The following is a 21301-nucleotide window of genomic DNA, read 5'->3' on the forward strand; positions in this document are numbered from 1 at the left end:
TAAAATCATTGCAAAACAAACAATTAGATAGATTCAGCGATTCAAGGAATAACCAAAGCGATCTGAAATATTTCCGGTAAAAGCAGCGTGAAAATAACGAGTGAGAGCGTTCTGGGAAAAGTCGAAACGCTGTCGATTGAGCTCCTGAAGGAATAAGCGAGTGGGTTCGTTACATTTAAGCTCCATCCGTAAGGCATATGGGAACCTTGAGGTGTTGAAGGGTATCGACCTCGACGTCAAGGATGGCGAATTCGTTATCTTTGTCGGGCCATCTGGTTGCGGCAAGTCGACATTGTTGCGATCGATTGCCGGTCTTGAGGATATAACCTCCGGCTCGATCAAGATCGACGGCAAGGAGGTCGCAGGCGTTCCGCCGGCCAAGCGCGGGATTGCCATGGTTTTTCAATCCTACGCCCTATATCCGCATCTGACGGTCAAGGACAACATGGCTCTTGGACTGCGGCAAGCGGGGACTGGCAAGTCAGAAATTGAAAAACGCGTTGCTGACGCATCGGCGATGTTGTCACTTGGTTCCTATCTTGCCCGTCGTCCCTCAGAATTATCCGGGGGCCAACGTCAGCGCGTTGCCATTGGCCGCGCCATCGTACGAGAGCCTAAACTCTTCCTGTTTGACGAACCGCTCTCGAACCTGGATGCGGCACTACGCGTCCAGACGCGGCTTGAGATCGCCGCATTGCACCGTCGCCTCAAGACGACCATGATCTACGTTACGCATGATCAGGTTGAGGCGATGACCTTGGCTGACAAGATTGTCGTGCTCAATGCCGGACATATCGAACAGGTCGGTTCACCCATGGAACTGTACAACAGGCCCGCCAACATCTTCGTTGCCGGCTTCATCGGATCGCCGCGGATGAATTTCATCAAGGCCGGAAAGGCGGCCGGTATTGTCGTCAGCGAGAAAGTCGCGACGATTGGAATCCGGCCCGAACATATCGAATTGTCGCACGACAAAGGAGATTGGCGAGGAAAAGTTGTTCATGTTGAACATCTTGGTGCCGACACCGTAGTGTATGTCGACAGTGAAACCGTGGGACTTTTAACGGTTCGATTGTTCGCAGACCACCGCTACGAGCCGGACGACGTCGTTTTCGCGACGCCAAGCCACGATCGCGCGCATCACTTCGACGCGGATGATCGCGTCCTTTTAAAAGTTTAATCGGCTTGAGATGCGATCAAGCAGGCGAAGGGCCCTTCGCCAACTCTATTGGTTATTGGCATTGGTGCAGGGATCGTTCAACTGGTTATCGTACATGCGAGGCCATCCCGATAAACGGTCCCCACCCGCCGTTCAAACACGATGCTTTCCGTTGCCGTTGTATCAGGAAGTTGAAGTTCAAGGTGACGAATTGGCTTCGTCGGCGCGGAAGTTTGACGCTCTGCATGACACCGCAGGTCACGTCGTCCTGGCAAGCGCCGTAGCGGAGCACGGGTGGCGGCGAACGACCTTTGCTTCGAGAGACTGGCTTTGGTTTCGGCGCGATCGCCTTTTCACGGTATCTAGCGGACGTCAGGCAGAGATTCCAGTTATCCTCGCTGTGCAGATTTCTTGAAACACCTCTCCGGGAATTAAAGCAACACGGCAGGAGCTTTGGTTCAGACGGGAAAACGATGGCGCGGGGTAAAGAGGATCTCGGTCGGTGATGGCCGAGCATCCCACATTCAAATCCCACGCTTCGTGAGACTTAATATGCTGTTGGTGTAAGGTAGAACTGAGCCGGTTTTGGAGCCAGCGTCTCCAGCTTAGTCAATGAATAACGGATTCACTTTGCGGGCGTCAATCGCAGGTGGCTCATTTTGTCCAGAGTTTGAGTCCGAGTGGTTCACTCCACTATTGACACGCTGTCCGGGCTGTGACAATTTTTTCATACGTTGATAAAATTATCATGCAGGCAAAACTATGATGGCAGGAATTGGTGGCACTTTGCGTGAGGACGAGGCGAGCATGGCAACGCGGGCGGCATGGCTGCATTATGCGGGCGGCCTTACCCAGGCTGAGGTTGCCAAGCGTCTTGGTCTCACCTCACTGAAAGCCCACCGCCTTATTATGAAAGCAAACCAGGACGGACTGGTGAAGGTTTATATCGACGGTGAAGTTTCGGAATGCGTGGCCCTTGAGCAGGCCCTTTGCGAACGTTTCGGCCTCAACTATTGTGAAGTCGTGCCGGAATTCGACGATGCCGATCTACCGTTGCGTGCACTCGGCATCGCCGGCGCACAATTCCTCAAGCGGGAAATCGAACGCGGCGAAGATATGCTCATTGGCGTTGGCCATGGTCGCACGCTTAGCGCCTGTGTCGAATATCTACCGCGCATGACTGCGGGCCGGACGCGCTTCGTCTCACTGCTTGGTGGTCTGACGCGAAAATTCTCTGCCAACCCGCATGATGTGATCCATAGGCTGGCGGACCGCGTTGCGGGAGAAGCCTATGTCATGCCGGTGCCTTTCTTCGCCAATACGGTCGAAGATCGTGATGTGCTGTTCAATCAACGTGGCGTATCTGACGTATTCCAGCTCGCCAAAAGCGCCGATCTGCTGTTCGTCGGTATCGGCACCACCGAGCGCGAAGCCTCGCTCGTGTTCACTGGCATGATCGAAACCAGCGAGATCGATGACATCCGCAACAGCGGTGCCGTTGGCGAACTGCTCGGCCATTTCTTCGACGATCGAGGGCAGCCTATCGAAACGGCGCTCTCTAACCGGACCTTTACCCTCGGCCGGGATGAGCTGCGTGATCGCCGGACAGTTGCCGTCGCTGCCGGCAAAGGCAAAACCAAAGCCATTTTTTCCGTGCTGGAAAGCCGTTTTCTCAGCGGCCTGATCACGGATGAGCGCACAGCCAGGGCTCTGGTGAGTGTCGATCAAAAGAAATAATTCGTGACTGCTGAGCATGGAGGGCAGGGCATATCACGATTTTGAGGAGGACTGACCGGTCGGATATCCGGTGCTTAAGACAGCTTTTTGATACCCGTGTAGAGGAGGAGAACACAAATGTATGAGAAGGAAAAAGACCTCATCGGCGCATTCCTGCGGGGACAGGTGGATCGCCGCGCCCTGTTGAGGGGGCTGGGGGCATTGGGCATGACCGCCGGTTCTGCTGGCACTCTTTTCAACATGATGTCGACAGAGGCGCTCGCTGCGGATTTCGACTGGAAGGTGCATTCCGGCAAATCTCTGAAACTGCTGCTCAACAAACACCCTTACGCCGATGCAATGATCGCCAACCTTCAAGCATTCAAGGACCTGACAGGCATGAATGTGACCTATGACGTTTTCCCGGAAGATGTCTATTTCGACAAGGTAACGGCAGCGCTGTCGTCCGGCTCTTCGGAATACGATGCCTTCATGACCGGCGCCTATATGACATGGACCTACGGCCCTGCCGGCTGGATCACCGACCTTAAGGAGTGGATCAACGATCCCGCAAAGACAAACCCGAAATACGCATGGGACGACTTCCTGCCAGGCGTGAAGAACTCATGTGCGTGGAACGGCAAACCCGGTGGCGCACTCGGCTCGGACGACGCCAAGCAATGGTGCATTCCGTGGGGCTTCGAACAGAACAATCTCACCTACAACAAAAAGATGTTCGATAAAGCCGGCGTAACCGTTCCGAAACATCTCGATGAGCTTTTGGAGACGTCTGCGAAGCTTAAAAAGGATATTGGCGGCATCTACGGCATCGGCGTCCGCGGTTCGCGCTCGTGGGCGACGATCCACCCTGGCTTCCTCTCGGGTTACGTCAACTTTGGCCAGAAGGACCTCAACGTCTCCAGCGACGGCAAACTTTCCGCGGCGATGAATACCAAGGAATCCAAGGCCTTTCATGCGAAATGGGTGCAGATGATCCAGGAGAGCGGTCCGAAGGACTGGTCGACATATACCTGGTATCAGGTGGGCACCGATCTCGGTGCCGGCGCCTCGGCAATGATCTATGACGCGGACATCCTCGGCTATTTCATGAATGGCGGCGATAACAAGATGAAGGGAGAACTGGCCTATGCCGGTTTTGCCGCCAATCCCGACGCGCAGAGCCCGACGCCGAACATATGGATCTGGTCGCTGGCCATGTCCAACTTTGCCAAGGACAAGGATGCCGTATGGTACTTCCTGCAGTGGGCCTCGGGACTTGAGCATGCCATTTTTGGCGCGACCAAGATGGACTTCGTCAACCCGGTCCGCCAGTCTGTCTGGAAAGACCCAGCCTTCACGGACAGGCTCAACAAGAGCTATCCGGGTTATGTGGACATGTTCAACGCCTCGGCTCCGGGCGCATCGATCAAGTTCACAGCACAGCCTCTCTTCTTTGACGTTACCACCGAATGGGCGGCCACCCTCCAGAAGATGGTGGCCAAGGAAGTCCCGGTGGATGAAGGGCTCGACCGGCTGGTTGAAAGCATCAACGGCCAGCTGAAGGAAGCCGGTCTCGGTTGATGTCTCCGGCTGGCGGGTGCAGGGCAAAATGCCGCGTACCCGTCCGTCCGGACGTCCGTCAGGCGTGCTGAACGGTGGCGCGCATCCCCTTTATCATTTCATTCACCCAGATATCCGGAAGGAGCTGGACCATGGCTTCTGTGGCAACGGCGCGCAAGGCGTCAAGCGGTTTCAGGATCAGCAAGAGGGCTCTTCCCTATGTGCTCAGCCTCCCGGCGCTGCTGGTCTGCATCGGCATTCTGATCCCATTTTTTACGGCGTTCATCAACTCCCTTCAGCGTTATCGCCTGAGCCAGCCATGGGCGCGGCAATTGAACTGGGGTGAAAACTATCTGAATTTCTTCACCGATCAGAGCTTCTGGGACACGCTACGGGTGTCGCTCACCTATGCCGGCCTGACGGTGGTGTTTGAGTTGCTGCTCGGTCTCGGCATAGCATTGCTTTTGCAGAAGCGGTCGACCTTCAATAACTTTGTCTCGATCATGCTTTTGATGCCGTTGATGATCGCTCCGGCGCTGGCCGCGCTGATGTGGAAGCTGATGACCAATCCGGGCTTCGGTATTCTCAGCTACCTCGCAGGGCTCATCGGACTCGAAAATTTCCGCTGGGCCTCGTCCCCCGACACCGCATTACTCACGGTGGTACTGGTCGATATTTGGGTCTACACGCCTTTCATCATGATCCTGCTGCTGGCAGGCCTGCGCTCGCTGCCGACCCAGCCCTTCGAGGCTGCTGCCCTGGACGGCGTGCCGCATACATTCGTGTTTTTCCGCATCACCCTGCCAATGTTGACGCCCTACATCCTGACGGCGACGCTGTTTCGCCTGCTCGACTCCATACAGCAGTTCGACATCATCTATGCGATGACCCAGGGCGGGCCGGGCGATACGCTGACTGTGTTCCAGGTCGAGGCTTATCTCAACTTTTTCCAGTCCACCAATGTCGGCCGCTCTGCAGCGCTTCTGATTATTCTGTGGGCGATCACCTACGTTCTCTCCAATGTCTTTATCAAGAACTGGCTACGCCTGCGCGAGCGGGCACGTGGTGAAGCCTGAGGAGGAAACCATGGAAAACACATCCACGCTCGCAAAAGTTTTACGCGGTATCGCGCTGACGCTCATCATCCTCTTCTTCATGTTCCCGATCTTCTGGATCTTCATGATGTCGTTCCAGACGAACGAAACGATCCTGCAAATCCCACCATCGCTCGCCTTCACACCCACGCTGTCGAACTACAACGCACTGATTACCGGAAAGCTGACGTCAGCTGCCGGGACGCTCGACATTGCTTTCATGGGTAATCTTGGCAACTCGGTTTTTCTGTCGGCGGCATCCGTTGCCGTATCGCTAATGCTCGGAGTTCCGGCGGCATATGCCTTCGCTCGGCACAAGTTTCGCGGTTCGGAGGACATTGCCTTCACGCTGCTCTCTTTCCGTTTTGCACCTCCGCTCCTGGTACTCCTGCCTCTCACTCAGTATTTTCAATGGCTCGGGCTTTCCGATACCTATATTGGCCTTATCTGGGTCTACCAGCTGATCTGCCTGCCGCTTATACTTTGGATCGTACGGGGATATTTCGAAGATATTTCGGCCGATGTGGAATATGCCTACCGCATTGCCGGAAATTCCTGGTTCGCCACTTTCCGCAAGATCGCGCTGCCGCTCGCCGGGCCAGGTATCGCCGCTGCCGGTCTGCTTGCTTTCATCTTTGCCTGGAACAATTTCATCTTCGCGCTGGTGCTGGCATCTGCGTCCAAACAACCGGTGACGGTCGGGGCGCTTGCTTTCGTCACCTCTTCCGGGATCCAGTACGGCCAGATTGCCGCCGCCATCGTTCTGTCGATCGCGCCGACGCTGGCGCTAGCACTCTATGCCCAGCGTTACCTTGTTGAAGGTCTGTCGCTGGGCGCGGTGAAGGGGTAATCATGACCACGCTGCAACTTCAAAACATCACCAAGCGTTATAAAAACCAGGCCGTAATCAACGACCTGACCCTCGAAGTCGCTTCCGGCGAGACCCTTGTGCTTTTCGGGCCGTCCGGAGCGGGCAAGACTGTTCTGCTGCGCCTCATTTCTGGCGTCATCGAGCCGGATGCTGGCGGTATCCTCATCGGTGGTGAGGAAATGGCCGAGGTCGATGCCGAACACCGCGGTGTCGGCATGGCTTTCCAGAACTTCGCACTCTTTCCGCATATGACAGCCTTTGACAACATCGCCAGTCCGCTGGCGGCGAATCGACGCTCGACGTCAGAAATCCGCGACGGCGTGGAGAAGGTGGCGAAGCTTCTCAAGATAGACCATGTGCTCGGTCATCGTCCGAAGGCTTTGTCGAACGGCCAGAAGCAGCGCACGGCGTTGGCTCGCGCGCTCGCCGGCTCTCCGCCGCTGCTGCTTTTGGACGACCCGCTGCGCAACGTCGATGCCAAGCTGCGTTTCGAGATGCGTCTTGAACTGCCGCGCTTGCTTGCCCAGCAAGGCGCGACGGTCGTCTACGTCACCCAGGACTACAAGGAGGCGATGGCGCTTGGCGATCGCATCGCCGTCATGTCGAAAGGCAACATCCGGCAGATCGGCACGCCTGAAGATATTTATAATTCTCCGGCAGACATCGAGATTGCGAGGCTATTCGGCGACCCCACCATCAATCTCCTCGCCGTGATCCCTAAATTGGATGCCTCCGGCGTCTATGTAGAGCTTTCAAATGTCAGAATACCCTTGCCTTCGATGCCGGTAAGTGTGGTCGGTAGGGAATGCGTTCTCGGCCTACGGCCGGAGACCATCGTCTTCGCTGAGCCTTCCGCTCCGGGCGCCATTCCGGTGACGGTGGAGGCCGAGACGCCTCTCAACGAAAAGACAGTGACCCTGTTGTTGACGGCGAGAGGCCGGGAAATCTTGCTTTCGCGGCCAGCCGGGACGCCTGGTCGGTCTTCCGGCCCGGCAGCGATTGTCGTCAACGGCGATGCCGCTTTCCTCTTCGACAAGGAAAGCGGCGTGCGCATCACATCGCCTGTGGCGATAACCAGTCGCAACGGAGAGGCGGCATGAACGACACGGCACTGCTGATCAAGAATGTCGACAAATTCTATGGACCCAAAGGCTATGGTCTACACGCGGTCAAAAATCTTTCGATGAATGTCCAAAAGGGCGAGATTATCGCCCTGCTCGGTTCTTCCGGCTGTGGAAAGACGTCTACCCTGCGCATGATCGCGGGCTTCGAACCGGTGTCGGACGGTACGATTACCCTTGCCGGACAGCAGGTCCATCTCTTGCCGCCCGTAAAAAGAAACGTCGCGATGGCATTCGAAGGATATTCACTTTATCCGCCGCTGACCGTGTATGAAAACATTGCTTTTGCGCTCAAGGCCAAGCGTCTGTCACAAGCCCAAGTCCACGAAAAAGTCACCTATATCGCCAAGCTCCTGGAGATCGAAGATATTCTCGGCTGTTACCCGAGCTCGATTTCCGGCGGCCAGCAACAGCGTGCTTCTCTCGGCCGAGCGCTTATCCGCGATGCCAATTTGCATTTGCTGGATGAACCGATGGGGCAGCTGGAGCCGCAACTGCGCGCCGTACTGCGCGGCCGCATCAAACATTACATCAAGGAACGCGGTCTGACGGCGATCCTCGTCACACACGACCAGACGGAGGCCAACGCGCTCGCCGACCGTATTGCCGTCATGGAAGGCGGCGTGCTGCAACAATTTGAAACGCCGCAAAAGATCAAGGAACGTCCTGCCAACCTGTTCACAGGCACCTTCGTCGGCGAGCCTCCGATGAACGTCTTCGAGGCAAGCATCAGCGGGGGTGACGATCGCCTGTCCTTCGAGCTCAGCGAAGGCGTCAGACTTGATTACCAGATTGCCGCGTTTTCGCCGGACCTCAGGCAAGAGCTGATCAGACGGCGTAAGGTGGTGCTCGGCATTAGACCCTATTCTGTGCGGCGCAGTGTCGATGGCGTCAAGGCGCGCGTGGCTGTCAACCAGTGGCTTGGCGACCAGACACATATCGCAGCAGATTTTGTCGGTGCCACCGTCGTCCTGGTCGAACACGACCGGACACGTCTTGCCGTTGGAGAGGAAATCCGCATCCATCTCGACCCGTCAAGCCTGCATGTCTTCGATAGCGAAACCGGAAGGGCAATTTCCCACGGGAAGGAGCTTGCTTGATGCGCGACGTGCTGATCGGCATCGATGCCGGCACTTCAGTGATAAAGTCCGTTGCCTTCGATCTCAAGGGACGGCCGCTTGCCGCTTGCGCCACTCCCAACCATTATGCCGCGGTGGGACGGCAAGGTTCGGTGCAGGACCTTCGACGGACATGGGCCGATACCGCTCACACGCTTGCTGAACTCTCCAACAAGATTGACGATCTTGCCAGCCGTGTCGCTGGCATTGCCGTCACGGGACAGGGTGACGGCACCTGGCTGATCGACAGGCAGGGTGAACCGGTGGGCAAGGGATGGCTGTGGCTTGATGCCCGCGCTGGCGAAACGGTCGAAAGGCTACGTGGCGACAATGGGGATTTAGACCGCTTTCGCAGCACCGGCAGTGGCCTCGCCGCGTGCCAGCAGGGACCGCAATTGCGTTGGATGACCGACAACGCGCCCGAAATGCTGGCCGGGGCGACCACCGCGTTCCACTGCAAGGACTGGCTCTATTTCAAGCTGACCGGCAGGCGTGCGACTGATCCCTCCGAAGCCTGCTTCACTTTCGGTGACTTTCGGCGGCGCGACTATAGCGACGAGGTCATCCGTTTTCTGGGTCTTGAAAGACTGAAATATCTGCTGCCCGACATCATCGATGGTGCTGTCGAACACCATGGGCTGAGTACGGAAGCTGCCCGTCTCTGCGGCTTGCCGGAAGGCACGCCCGTTGTCCTCGGCTACGTAGACGTTGCCTGCACGGCCCTTGGTGCGGGTCTCTACGAACCCGGAACCGACGCCGGATGCTCGATCATAGGATCGACCGGCATGCATATGAGACTTGCCAATGGCCCCGGCGACGTGCAGCTCAATCCTGACCATACCGGCTACACAATGTGCATGCCCGTGAGCGGTATCTACGCACAGATGCAATCGAATATGGCGGCAACACTGAACGTCGACTGGATTCTCGGTGTCGCCGGCAGTGTGTTTCAGGGAGCCGGCATCTAACAAAGCAAGTCGGAACTGCTCGCCCATCTTGAAGGCTGGCTTAAAAAAGCAGGCTCCAGCCCGCCGATTTTCCACCCCTATATTTCCGAGGCCGGAGAGCGTGGGCCTTTCGTCGATGCCTCGGCTTTTGCCTCGCTTATCGGCCTTTCAATCGGCCACGGTTTCGGCGATATGGTGCGCGCGGTCTTCAACGGCCTCGCCTTGGCATCACGGGATTGCTATACGCAGATGGGCGTGTTGCCGGCACGGGTGCGCCTGACCGGCGGAGCTTCCCGCAGCGCTTCGCTGCGGGGCATACTGGGTGGCGCCCTCGGCGCCAGTATCCAGACGAGCGAACGGGAAGAGGCCGGCGCTGCAGGCGCGGCGATGATTGCTGCCGTTTCGCTCGGTATTTACGAGACGATGGAAAATTGCGTCCGCGACTGGGTTACGCCCTTTCAGCGGCCGCCGGAACAGCCGGACGCGGACATGATTCGCTATTTCGATGCTGTCTTTCCCGTCTACAGGCAATCGTGGGTAGCATTGCGCCCGGTTTGGCACTCTCACGCTGAAACTGTCCACAGGCCCACCCTTTCATGAGGACTGACGAAATGAAAAAGATAGCCATCATAGGCGACCGGTTCATGCTTCCCGAGATTTTTCGTGACAAGATCGCTGCCGCCTGCGGAGAGGGACATGACATACGCGCCGTCGAACAGCCCTGGCCAGACGAACCAATGCAACATGGTTACGCCATTGAAGGGATGGACGGCCTCAAGGAATATATGGGCAATGCCGACGAGATCGTGGAATTCATCTGCGATGCGGAAATCGTCGTTACGCAACTTGCGCCACTTTCGGCGCGGATGTTTGGCCAATTGCCTGATCTCAGGCTGGTTGCCGTTTCGCGTGGCGGCCCGGTCAACATCGACATGGCGGCGGCGCGCGCTGCCGGCGTGCGCGTCGTTAACACGCCCGGCCGCAACGCAAGCGCCGTGGCCGAATTCACCATCGGCGCGATCCTGGCTGAGACACGGCTGATCCGTGTGGGCCATGAAGCCTTGCGCAAAGGTGAATGGCGCGGCGACCTCTATCGCGCCGACCGGACGGGCCGGGAGCTCAGCGAGATGACGGTAGGCGTCATCGGATACGGCAATATCGGCACCAGGGTGGTACGTCTGCTTCGCGCCTTCGGCTGCAAAGTGATTGTCCACGATCCCTACGTCCAATTGAGTGCAGACGATCTGAACGGCGGCGTCGAGCAGGTGGGATTAAGCGACCTCCTGTCGCGCTCCGACGTCGTGACCTTGCATCCGCGTGTGACTGAGGAAACAAAAGGCATGATGAATGCCTCGACATTCGCGCAGATGAAACCCGGGGCAATCTTCGTCAACACCGCCCGCGGGCCACTCTGTGATTACGATGCCCTCTACGTGGCGCTGACAAGCGGTCACCTTTCCAGCGCCATGCTGGAGACCTTTGGTGTCGAGCCTGTACCGGCGGATTGGCCGCTGTTGCAACTTCCTAATGTCACGTTGACGCCACACATCGCAGGCGCCTCGGTGCAGACGGTGACCTATGCTGCGGAGCTGGCAGCCGAAGAGGTGCGCCGCTACATTGCCGGTGAACCGCCGCTCAACCCCTGCTGAGGAGAGATGGCTGTGCACCGTGAACCCGTTATATATGACCTTTTTGTCATCGGCGGCGGCGTCAACGGCGCCGGGATCGCCCGCGATGCGACCGGCCGCGGCCTTTCCGTCCTGCTGTGCGAAAAGGACGATCTGGCGCAAGGCACCAGCTCGCGGTCCGGAAAGCTCGTGCATGGCGGCTTGCGTTACCTGGAATATTACGAGTTTCGTCTGGTCCGTGAAGCTCTGATCGAGCGTGAGGTGCTGCTGCAGTCAGCGCCGCACATCATCTGGCCGATGCGGTTCGTCTTGCCGCACAATCCGCAGAACCGGCCCGCCTGGCTCGTACGTCTTGGCCTGTTCCTCTACGATCATCTGGGTGGGCGCAGGCGACTGCCGGGGACGCGTATGCTCAATCTGGCGCAGGCCCCCGAAGGGGCCGCACTAAAACCAGAGTATCGCACGGCTTTCGAATATTCCGATTGCTGGGTAGACGATGCCCGCCTGGTGTTGCTCAACATATTAGATGCACATCAGCGCGGCGCGACGATCATGACCCGCACCGCCTGCTCGTCAATCCACCGCACCGGCGATCTCTGGACGATCGAGATGACCGATACGTTAACAGGGGCGAAAAGCGAAGCCACGGCGCGGGGCGTCGTCAACACGGCGGGTCCCTGGGTAAACGACATTATCGGCCGTGTCGCGGGACTGAATTCAAGCCGCAGCGTTCGCCTGATCAAAGGCAGCCACATTATTGTGCCAAAATTCTGGGAAGGGCAACAGGCCTACCTGGTGCAGAATCCGGACAGGCGGGTGATATTCATCAACCCTTACCAGAACGATCTGGCCCTGATCGGAACAACCGACATTCCCTATGAGGGCCGCCCGGAAGACGTCGCTGCCGATGGCAACGAAATTGCCTATTTGATCACGTCGGTGAACCGGTACTTCAAGCAGCAGCTGACGCAGGCCGATATCGTTCACAGCTTTTCCGGCGTACGGCCGCTCTATGACGACAATGCGGCAAACCCGTCCGCCGTGACGCGCGATTACATTTTCGAGATCGACGAGGACGACGGACGGACGCCTCTGCTGTCCGTTTTCGGCGGTAAGATCACCACTTTCCGCAAGCTTTCGGAGCATGCGCTGGAGCGGCTGAGCCCCTTTTTTCCTAAAATGAGGGCGGCATGGACCGGTTCTGCACCTTTGCCGGGCGGCGACATGCTCGATGCGGATTTCGACAAGTTTCTCAGTGACATCAAAGTACGATATGCTTGGTTACCGACTGATCTCGCCAAGCATTATGCACGACTCTACGGCACGCGTCTGCACGCGCTGATCGGCAAGGCAGGCGGCGTCGAGGACCTTGGCCTCGCCTTCACACCGCTTTTTCGAGAGCGCGAAGCGCAATTCCTCATGCAAACCGAATGGGCAAGGTCTGCAGACGACATTCTCGAACGCCGCACCAAACACGGATTGCAGATGACGCCGTCCCAGCGGCTGGCATTCCTTGCCTGGTTTAACGATTATTCGGAGAAAGCGTGACGTGGCGGTGAAAAGCGCGGAGTTCGAGGCCCTCCTGGATGTTTCTGCAGCCTTAGGCGCCGATCCGCACCTTGTACAGGGTGCTGGCGGAAATACGTCAATCAAGGAAGGCGATATTCTTTGGATCAAGGCGTCTGGTCTATGGCTGAAGCAGGCGCGGCAGCGTGATCTGATGGTGCCAGTGGCGCTGGAGCCGCTGATTGCGGCGCTGGAGCGTGATGATCCGGCAGCGGAAAAGGCGCAGGCGTTCGTGATCGCCGAGCGTAATCCATCCGGCCTGCGGCCTTCAATCGAGACGACCGTGCACGCGCTGATGCCTCAGAAGGTTGTCCTCCACGTTCATTGTGTCGAGACGCTCGCCACCGCCGTACAAGCCAATGGCGCGGCAATCGTCGCAGAAAAACTCGGCCGGATCCGGCATGTCTTCGTGCCTTATGCCCATCCCGGTCTTCCATTGGCAAAGGCGATTGCCGCGCGCCTGCGTGACGATACGTCGGTGCTTGTGCTCGGCAACCATGGGCTGGTTGTCGCCGGTGAGACCGTGGCGGAAGCAAAAGCCTTGTTGGCGTGCGTCTCCGCACTGCTGGCCCGGCCAAAGCGACAGGCACCCACGCCCGATTTTGTTGCCCTCGCGCGGCTTGCGCTCGACAGCACCTACACATTGCCTGAGGACACACGCCTGCACGACGTTGCGACCGATCTGGCAAGCTGCCGCATCGCCGCCCGCGGCAGCCTCTATCCCGACCATGTGATCTTTCTCGGCAAAACCCCGGAGATAGCCGGCCCGACCGAAACTGCCACGTCGATCGAGGACCGCACCAGCCATGAGGGCGCAGCCGTCTCACCGATGCTTATGTTTCCCGGCAAGGGCGTACTTGTCCGCAAGGACATCACCTCAGGTGCGCTGGCAATGGCACGCTGCCTATCCGACGTGACGCTCCGTATTCCAGAGGCGGCCCGGCTTCGCTATCTCACCCAGGATGAAAACGCCGAACTTCTCGGCTGGGATGCGGAAAAACATCGCCAGGCTCTCAGCCGTGACGGAGAGGCGCTTCAATGAGACGGCATGACGAGTCTCTCGTTGTCGGTATCGACATCCGCACATTCGACGCAAGAGCGGTCGCGATGCCAGCGGATTTTTCAATCGTCGCGTCAGGGGCTGCGAAACTAGCGGCTTTTTCCGCGGATCACCGCGATCCGGCTGACTGGCGGAAAGCCGTAGAAACAGCTCTGCGCCTCGTGCTCGATGCAGTGGAGCCTGGAAAAATCCGGGCGCTGGCTGCCGATGGAACCTCCGGCACCAAGCTGCCGGTAAGCGCAGTCGGCGAACTTCTTGCCGTGCCAATGATGTATAACGACGCTAATGACGATAATGTCATCCTTGCCTGGATCGCCAGGCATGCACCGCAGAACAGCGCTGTTCACGGGGGCACCTCTGCTCTGGCGAAACTGCGGACTTCCCAAAGGCAATCCGAGGCGTTCCGCGTCATCCATCAGGCCGACTGGATCATGGGTCATTTCAGTGGTCTCTATGGTGTGTCCGACGGAAATTGCGCCCTAAATACCGGCTATGACCCGATTACGCGTTGCTGGCCGGGCTGGATCGCTGAAACAGATGCCGATACCGCCCTGTTGCCGGAGATCCTGCCCGCTCGCACCCTCGCCGCCAGCATTTGCGCCGATGCCGCAGCGGCCTACGGACTGCCAGGTAACGCCCTCAGCGTGGCAGGAACGACCGATGGATGCGCCTCATTTCTAGCAACGGGGCCCCACCGGCGGGGCGACGGCGTCAGCGTGCTTGGCACGACGCTGACGATAATGATGCTGTCTGACGTTCCGCTGTTTGTCCCGGAATACGGCATCTACAGCCACCGAATAGGGGACATGTGGCTGGCAGGCGCCATCACGGCAGGTGTCACATGACCTTGCCGCAGACCATGGCAGGCATGTCCGCCATTGCCGATCGTTTCGACGCCTTTCTCATCGATCAATTCTGCATGCTGCGAGACGGGCACAGCCCTTATCAGGACGCCGCGGCGACGCCTTCAGCGCTTAGACAAGCTGGAAAGATCGTGATCGTCTTAGCGAATTCCGGAAAGCGTTCGGCCGTGAACAGCGAACGGCTGGCAAAACTGGGTTTCAATGCAACGACCTGGAACTGGTTTTTCACGTTCGGTGAAGTTGCTTGGCGGCTGCTCTCCACAGAGAGCAAAGGACCCCAACCGCTGCCGAAATCATGCCTACTCATCAGCCGAGACGGTGACACATCACCCATCGATTGCCTTCCGATGCGGCGTGTCGATAATGGCGCGGAAGCAGATGTCATCCTGCTGGCCGCCAGCGAGGATGATTTATATTCACTGGACCATTATCGCGCGCTTCTGGAGACGGCTGCACGGCGCGGCGTACCCTGCCTTTGCACCAATCTCGAAAAGGTGATGCTTACGCAGAAGGGCTCATCGTTCGGCGCCGGGCGGATTGCTGAGCTTTACCAAGCCATGGGTGGAAGAGTGCACTGGATCGGCAAACCCTTTCCGGACATTTACGCAACCGCGCGCGAGAATCTAGCCGGATTCCTCACCGACAGGATGCGTCGGGGACAGCATCGAGCACGACATCGTGGGCGGGAGGAGGGCCGGTCTCTATTCTGTCTCGTCACGACGGGCATACTCCCACAAACCCCGGAACAGCAATGCAAGGCGATGTTCACCGAGCATAACACCGTTCCCGATTTCATACTCCCGGCGTTTACCTGGTAGAAAAGGCTTCGTTTATGGCTTTCACGCTGTCGCTCAATACTAATCCTCTCGTCAATCGCTTTGCCGAGCCAGACGACCTGATCGAGACCGTGGCCGAGAAGATGCGGATCGGCCATTTGCAACTGACACATGAATTCATCAATCCCGGATGGCCAGCAGCGACAATTACCAAACATGTGCGACTTCTGAACAAGGCAATGGCCCGCACCGGTGTGAAGGTGACATCCGGCATGACCGGGCCTTACGGCCGTCTCAATCATTTCGGCCACCCAGATGCCGACGTGCGCCGGTACTACGTCGATTGGTTCAAGACGCTTGCTGACGCCTGCGCCGACCTCGGTGCCTCCGGGATCGGCACACAATTCGCCATCTTCGCCCAAAAGGACTACGACGACCCGCTCCGCCGTGAGGAGCTGATTAAGGTTGCCATCGACTGCTGGCGCGCGGTAGCCGACCATGGAAAGGCTGCCGGCCTTGACTATCTTTTTTGGGAGCCAATGTCGGTCGGACGCGAGTTCGGCCATACGCTTGCCGACTGCCGGGCGCTGGACACGCGTCTGGTGCAATCAGATCTGGCAATCCCGCTGAAGATGATGATCGATATCGACCATGGCGACGTCAGTTCCAGTAATCCCGCAGATATCGATCCTTATGCCTGGGCAGAAGCCTTCCCGAAGGAATCACCGATCATCCACATCAAGCAATCTTCGATGAACAAGGGCGGCCACTGGCCATTCACCGCCGCTTACAACGTTGACGGCCGTATCACGCCTCCAAAGTTGCTTGCCGCAATCGAACGTGGTGGAGGCATCGACAACGAGATATGCCTTGAACTGTCGTTCCGCGAACGCGAACCGACCGACCATCTAGTTGTCGATATGATTCGTGAATCCGTCGAATTCTGGGAGCCCTATATCGATACCGGCTTCAACCGCTGATGTCACACTAAAAGGAAGGCGGCGCTGCTAGTGGCGTGGCGACGCTTGTCGGCAAAGTTTAGGAGAAGAGATGCGCGAAGCGACATATTGGATCGGCACCAGCTGGAAAATGAACAAGTCTCTAGCGGAAGCGATGGCCTTCTCTGACATGTTATCGGCAACAGAGACAGGCAGCGATGAACGGGTGCAGCGTTTTGTCATTCCGCCGTTCACGACGATGCGGCAGGTCAAGGAACGCCTAATGAAGACCAGCGTCAAGGTTGGAGCCCAGAACATGCACTGGGAAGATGCCGGCGCATGGACCGGGGAGATCTCACCTCCGATGCTGAAGGACTGTAACCTCGACCTGGTGGAACTCGGCCACTCGGAGCGGCGGGAATTCTTCAACGAGACCGACGAAACCGTTGGCCGAAAAACCGCTGCCGCCGTTCGACATGGCCTGATACCGCTGATCTGCATAGGCGATACTCGGGCCGAGTACATGGCAGGGCAAACGGATGCGGTATTGAAACGGCAGGTAGAAGCGGCGCTGGCATTTCTAGAAGGAGCAGAAAGGCGCAAGACGATCCTGTTAGCCTATGAGCCGGTCTGGGCCATCGGTGTCAACGGTATCCCAGCATCAGCCGATTTTGCCAACGAACGCCAGGCGATGATCGCAAGCGTGGCCAGGGCGGTCTTAGGCGTTAAGGTTCCCGTGCTATACGGGGGCAGCGTTAGTGCGGAAAACTGTGCGGAATTGATCACCCAGCCGCATATCGACGGCCTTTTCATCGGCCGATCTGCTTGGCAACCAGCGGGCTATCTCGACATTCTTGAACGTGTTGCGAAAGCGCTCGGCTAAACGGTGCACAAACAATCGCTAGCAGAGTGTCGCTTCTACTTAAGAATTTCAGACGGCAGAACGCCATACGCATGTCAAAGTTAGCGCGCGGAATCGCCCGGTTTTTGATGGGGCACGGACACTTTACTCAGTTCCATTCCGCAAAGATATGAAGCAGTTGGCGCATTCTTGCGGCAGGAACGTGGTCACAGCTTGGCCGACTGCAGCCCAAAGTGCATCGACGGTCCGCTCGGCTTTTGCGTGCAAGACCGCCATCAGTTTTGCGAACGCTTTGCGGTCTTACTGAAGTCTTGGCTGTATGACGGAAGGTAAAGCAGTCAGCATCGCGCCACTTCGATTGCCCGGCGTACGCCTTCGGTTTTATGTCAGGCAGGTTCGGCTTACTTCGGAAAACTGGAGAGGCAATTTCAGATCAGGCCGCTAGCCTTTCGAACTGTGCAGCGCTTAGGTAGTCAAGCGCGGAGTGCCGCCGGATTAGCTTGAAAAGCCATCAATGTATCGGGTGATCAGAGCCAGAAAACTCCAATTCCCGGCGGTCCAAACTGCTAGATCAGCGCGAAACCCCTGCCAATATAGATCGGGCGGCCTATGCCCCGGCGGTCCTGAGGCGGTAGGCCAGTTGCGCTCGACTCAAGCCCAGGGATTGCGCGGCTTTCGCCACGTTTGCGTTCGCGCGCTCCAGGGCAAGCTCATAAATCAAGCGGTTGAATTCCTCGAGCTCGAAGCCCTTTTCGTCCAGCGCGGCTTCAGCCAGAGACCGGAGCGCGCAATCGCGATGATCGGCGGGCGACGGCATGGCGGCCGCTTTTTCGATGGCGTCGGCATCGATCCGTTTCAAAGGCGAGGCCGCCATTTGCGCATTGGCAAGGATGACCTCAAGGGTCAGCAGATTTTCCGGCAGAGCTAGCGATGCCAGTTTTTCCAGGGCTGTGGGGTCGATGTCGCGCGCCGGCAGGTGCAATTTTTCCGCCACGACATCCGCCAAGGCAAGAGCAAGCGCCGGAATATCGCCGCGTCTTGCGCCCAAGGCAGGCATGACGACCGGCTTTATGGAAAGCAGGCGGCGCAAAGCGGGGCGCAGGCGCGTATCCGACAGGAAGGCGGCGGGCGAGGCTTCCGTCAGCGCGATCAGAAAGGTCTGCGCGGCGGCCTGGCTATGCGATCGAAGGTGATTTTCAAGCAGGGCCTGACACGCCTCGTCGAGATGCTCGACGTCCTGAAGCAGCGCCATGGGCTGTCTGCCCGAGCGTGTCGGGGAGGGCGACAAAAGACCGCGCAAGCCATCGGGGGTCAATCCGTGGCCCGACGTCCATTCGGGCATCGCGCCGCCGGGCGCGGCGATGCTCGCCATCTGACTGGCGGCTATTCGTTTGCCGCTGCCCACGGGACCCGAAAGCAGCACGGGCAAACGCGCGCGCGAACAGGCTTCGATCTGGTCCATGACCGGAGACAGGACGGCAAGATCGTATCTTGCCGATGCATCGCCTTCCGAGGGGCTGGATTTGCTCTTGACTGGACGCGCGGCGATTTCCTCGCTCAGATAGCGCGGCATGATCTGCCGGCGAAAGCGTTGAACATCCGGATCGCTTTCGCCCCAGGCATCGGCCGGCTTGCCGACGACACGGCAATGCCTGTGGCCCATCGCCTTGCACTCGATTTCCTTGTAGACGATCAGCTTGCCCAGCGCGTGGGTCGCATAGCCGGAGGCGTAACCGATCAGCGACCAGCAAACCGGCTCGATCGCGTCGCCGTAATGCTTGCGGTGTTCGGAGGCTTCGGCGCTTTCATGCCAGAGAAATTCGCCCGAGAATTTGCCCTTCTTGAAGTCGAAATCATTGTGGACCGTCTCGACGCGCGTCACGCCGCTGACGGTGTGAAGCCTAGTGCCGGCGGTGAAGGCGTCGCCGGGGTCGAGATTGGGCCATGAGGCCTTGACGAAGCGGGAATCCTCGACGCCGGCCTGAAAGCCGAGCCGCATCAGCAACACGAAGGCATCCTCGCGTCCATAGCTGCGCACGATCTCTTCGCGCAGGTGGCTCAGAAAGCTGGTTCTTTGAAGCACCATCCGCGTATCGCCGAGGCGCAACACGCCATTGACGGGACTGAAGACGAGATGGGTGAGAAGTTCGCGCAAGGTGGGCCGCCCGCCCCGATCGAGAAGGGCTTCCTGTCCGCCGTTGATCTTCATGTCCGCCTCCCGTTCACGGCGCGCCGGCACCACCCATGTCTTTGCGCCGCCTCGTTGATGAAATGATAAACACGAATTGATCTTTTCATAAATACACAATTCAAATACGCGCCGCAGCGTGCCGTTTCATCGCCGTGCGCCTGCGAATTATGAATAGATATTTCAGTGCGTTATAAGGATTTTCCCGAAAGTCGCGGCCGGCCGCCGATTATCCCGTTGACCCTTGGCAGGCACGAAACACAGACTGGCTCCAACTTGCTGAACCACGGAAAATCGGGAGGAGATTTCCATGAACAAGCCGGCCCATATCGTCAAGCTTCCGGAAGAGCCCCACCATCAGACGATCCTGAAATATGCGCGCGAAGGAGCCCATATTCCGGGTGACGACGACAGGAACCCCTGGGTTCCCTTCGGCGACAGCGCTGCCATCAAGCACTTCTGTTTCGACGTGCGGACCAATTCGGTCGCCAATATTCTCTGGGTCAAGGGCGGCGGCCGCATCGGCACGCATCGCCATCGCGGCGTCGTCTCGGCGCTGACGCTTGAAGGCTCCTTCGCCTATTACGAATATAGCTGGGTCGCCCGTCCCGGCGATTTCGTCTACGAGCTGCCGGGCACCGACCATACGCTCTATTCGGACGATCCGAACGGCGTGAAGGCGATTTTCTGGATCAACGGGCCGATCGAATTCTACGACGAGCAGGGCAAGTACGATTTCACCGCGGACGTATTCTGGTTCATCGATCACTATACGAGCTACTGCGAAAAGAAGGGCATTCCGATCAACAAGGAAATGTTCATCTGACAGCCCTCAAACGAGAGCATCCCGGCCCTTCGCCAATGCTCCGGCTCTTTGTTTCGTCGCGGTTTTTGACAGATGACCGCGTGACGCTTCCATTCAAAACGCTCGAAAACGGATTGTTCGCATGTCATTGCAGGAAATGTTCGACGTCGCCGGAAAAACGGCCATCGTGACGGGGGCGGCCAGCGGTCTTGGCCGCGCCTATGCGGAAGTTCTCGCCGAAAACGGCGCCAATGTCTGTCTCTTCGACGTCAACCGCACGGCGCTCGACGACACGCTCGACGCGTTGGCCCGCGCCGGCGGCAATGTTTGGGGCGGCAATGTCTGGGGACAGATCGTTGACGTCACCGACCGGGCGAACATGGAGGAAGCCTTTGCCCGGGTCTTTGCCGAACGCGGCAGCATCGACATCGTTTTCGCCAATGCCGGCATCGATGCGGGGCCGGGCTTCCTGACGCCCGAAGGCGAGCGCAATCCCGACGGCGAGATCGACAATCTCGAAGACAAGCACTGGGACAAGGTGATCGCGACCAACCTGACGAGCGTGTTCAACACGATCAAGCTTGCGGCGCGCTACATGAAGCAGACCGGCGGCGGGCGGATCATCGCCACCTCGTCCTGCGCGGCGCTCTACAATGACGGCATTGTCGGCACGCCCTACATGCCGGCCAAGGCCGGGGTCGCGCATCTGGTGCGCCAGGCGGCGATGGAACTCGGACGCTACAACATTCTCGTCAACGCGATCGCGCCAGGTCCCTTCGTCACCAATATCGCCGGCGGACGGCTGCGCAATGTCGCAGACCGGGCCGCTTTCGAAAAATGGTCGGTGCTGCATCGCGTGGCCGAAACATCGGAAATCAAGGGCCTGGCGCTTTACCTCGCCTCGCCCGCGTCGTCTTACGTAACGGGCGCTCAAATGGTGATCGACGGGGGACTGCATCTGCGCCCCGCGGACTGATCCGGTCAGGCATCGGGTCGTGGAGGAGACGAGCCGATGCAGGTATTTTTAAA

At 58.2% G+C, this 21301-nt stretch carries 16 protein-coding genes and 3 pseudogenes; 17 read left to right on the forward strand and 2 right to left on the reverse strand.

The annotated features are described in order from the left end of the window. Positions 1-160 precede the first annotated feature (160 nt). The 15 genes and pseudogenes from AT6N2_RS12040 (at position 161) to AT6N2_RS12110 (ending at position 17300) form a co-directional block, all read left to right on the forward strand. Complete coding sequence (locus AT6N2_RS12040) at positions 161-1180, forward strand: ABC transporter ATP-binding protein (RefSeq protein WP_209087078.1); 1020 nt, start codon at positions 161-163, stop codon at positions 1178-1180. A gap of 744 nt (positions 1181-1924) precedes the next feature. Continuing rightward, on the forward strand, positions 1925-2896 hold the full coding sequence (locus AT6N2_RS12045; protein WP_209089680.1) for a sugar-binding transcriptional regulator: 972 nt from the start codon (positions 1925-1927) through the stop codon (positions 2894-2896). Between the two features lie 117 nt (positions 2897-3013). Then, positions 3014-4456 (forward strand): extracellular solute-binding protein, encoded by a 1443-nt coding sequence (locus tag AT6N2_RS12050; RefSeq protein WP_209087080.1) that lies wholly within the window; start codon positions 3014-3016, stop codon positions 4454-4456. Between the two features lie 131 nt (positions 4457-4587). Beyond that, entirely contained in the window at positions 4588-5511 is a 924-nt protein-coding gene (locus AT6N2_RS12055) for a carbohydrate ABC transporter permease (RefSeq protein ID WP_209087082.1), read from the forward strand. Between the two features lie 10 nt (positions 5512-5521). Then, positions 5522-6379, forward strand: a complete 858-nt coding sequence (locus tag AT6N2_RS12060) for a carbohydrate ABC transporter permease (RefSeq protein WP_063948159.1) — start codon at positions 5522-5524, stop codon at positions 6377-6379. Positions 6380-6381: 2 nt separating this feature from the next. Beyond that, positions 6382-7500: an ABC transporter ATP-binding protein gene (locus AT6N2_RS12065; protein WP_063948158.1), complete on the forward strand. Its 1119-nt coding sequence runs from the start codon at positions 6382-6384 to the stop codon at positions 7498-7500. Then, positions 7497-8621 (forward strand): ABC transporter ATP-binding protein, encoded by a 1125-nt coding sequence (locus tag AT6N2_RS12070; protein ID WP_209087084.1) that lies wholly within the window; start codon positions 7497-7499, stop codon positions 8619-8621. Before AT6N2_RS12065 ends, AT6N2_RS12070 begins: the two co-directional genes overlap by 4 nt. Then, positions 8621-10186, forward strand: a pseudogene (locus tag AT6N2_RS12075) (FGGY family carbohydrate kinase). Before AT6N2_RS12070 ends, AT6N2_RS12075 begins: the two are co-directional and overlap by 1 nt. 11 nt (positions 10187-10197) lie before the next feature. Next, on the forward strand, positions 10198-11235 hold the full coding sequence (locus AT6N2_RS12080) for a 2-hydroxyacid dehydrogenase (protein ID WP_209087086.1): 1038 nt from the start codon (positions 10198-10200) through the stop codon (positions 11233-11235). Positions 11236-11241: 6 nt separating this feature from the next. After that, positions 11242-12762, forward strand: a complete 1521-nt coding sequence (locus AT6N2_RS12085; protein WP_209087093.1) for a glycerol-3-phosphate dehydrogenase — start codon at positions 11242-11244, stop codon at positions 12760-12762. 7 nt (positions 12763-12769) lie between these two features. After that, positions 12770-13822, forward strand: a complete 1053-nt coding sequence (locus tag AT6N2_RS12090) for a class II aldolase/adducin family protein (RefSeq protein WP_209089682.1) — start codon at positions 12770-12772, stop codon at positions 13820-13822. Next, positions 13819-14685, forward strand: a complete 867-nt coding sequence (locus AT6N2_RS12095) for a hypothetical protein (protein WP_209087095.1) — start codon at positions 13819-13821, stop codon at positions 14683-14685. The genes AT6N2_RS12090 and AT6N2_RS12095 overlap by 4 nt, the downstream gene beginning before the upstream one ends. Beyond that, positions 14682-15521: pseudogene (locus AT6N2_RS12100) on the forward strand (TIGR01459 family HAD-type hydrolase). Before AT6N2_RS12095 ends, AT6N2_RS12100 begins: the two are co-directional and overlap by 4 nt. A gap of 14 nt (positions 15522-15535) precedes the next feature. Continuing rightward, on the forward strand, positions 15536-16459 hold the full coding sequence (locus AT6N2_RS12105) for a sugar phosphate isomerase/epimerase family protein (protein ID WP_209087096.1): 924 nt from the start codon (positions 15536-15538) through the stop codon (positions 16457-16459). Between the two features lie 70 nt (positions 16460-16529). After that, on the forward strand, positions 16530-17300 hold the full coding sequence (locus AT6N2_RS12110) for a triose-phosphate isomerase (RefSeq protein WP_209087098.1): 771 nt from the start codon (positions 16530-16532) through the stop codon (positions 17298-17300). A gap of 123 nt (positions 17301-17423) precedes the next feature. On the opposite strand, the pseudogene AT6N2_RS24410 reads toward AT6N2_RS12110, so the two are convergent. Together AT6N2_RS24410 and AT6N2_RS12115 are read right to left on the reverse strand one after the other, a co-directional pair. Continuing rightward, a pseudogene (locus AT6N2_RS24410) lies at positions 17424-17665 on the reverse strand (IS630 family transposase); the annotation flags it as partial. A 221-nt stretch (positions 17666-17886) separates the two neighbouring features. Next, complete coding sequence (locus tag AT6N2_RS12115; protein WP_209087100.1) at positions 17887-19488, reverse strand: sigma-54-dependent Fis family transcriptional regulator; 1602 nt, start codon at positions 19486-19488, stop codon at positions 17887-17889. Positions 19489-19777: 289 nt separating this feature from the next. On the opposite strand from AT6N2_RS12115, the gene AT6N2_RS12120 reads away from it, so the two are divergent. Next, a complete protein-coding gene (locus AT6N2_RS12120; RefSeq protein WP_209087102.1) occupies positions 19778-20293 on the forward strand; it encodes a 2,4'-dihydroxyacetophenone dioxygenase family protein in 516 nt (171 codons plus the stop codon). A 121-nt stretch (positions 20294-20414) separates the two neighbouring features. Continuing rightward, on the forward strand, positions 20415-21248 hold the full coding sequence (locus tag AT6N2_RS12125; RefSeq protein WP_209087103.1) for an SDR family NAD(P)-dependent oxidoreductase: 834 nt from the start codon (positions 20415-20417) through the stop codon (positions 21246-21248). Positions 21249-21301 lie beyond the last annotated feature (53 nt).

The organism is Agrobacterium tumefaciens, from assembly GCF_017726655.1.
Classification (GTDB): Bacteria; Pseudomonadota; Alphaproteobacteria; order Rhizobiales; family Rhizobiaceae; genus Agrobacterium; species Agrobacterium tumefaciens_B.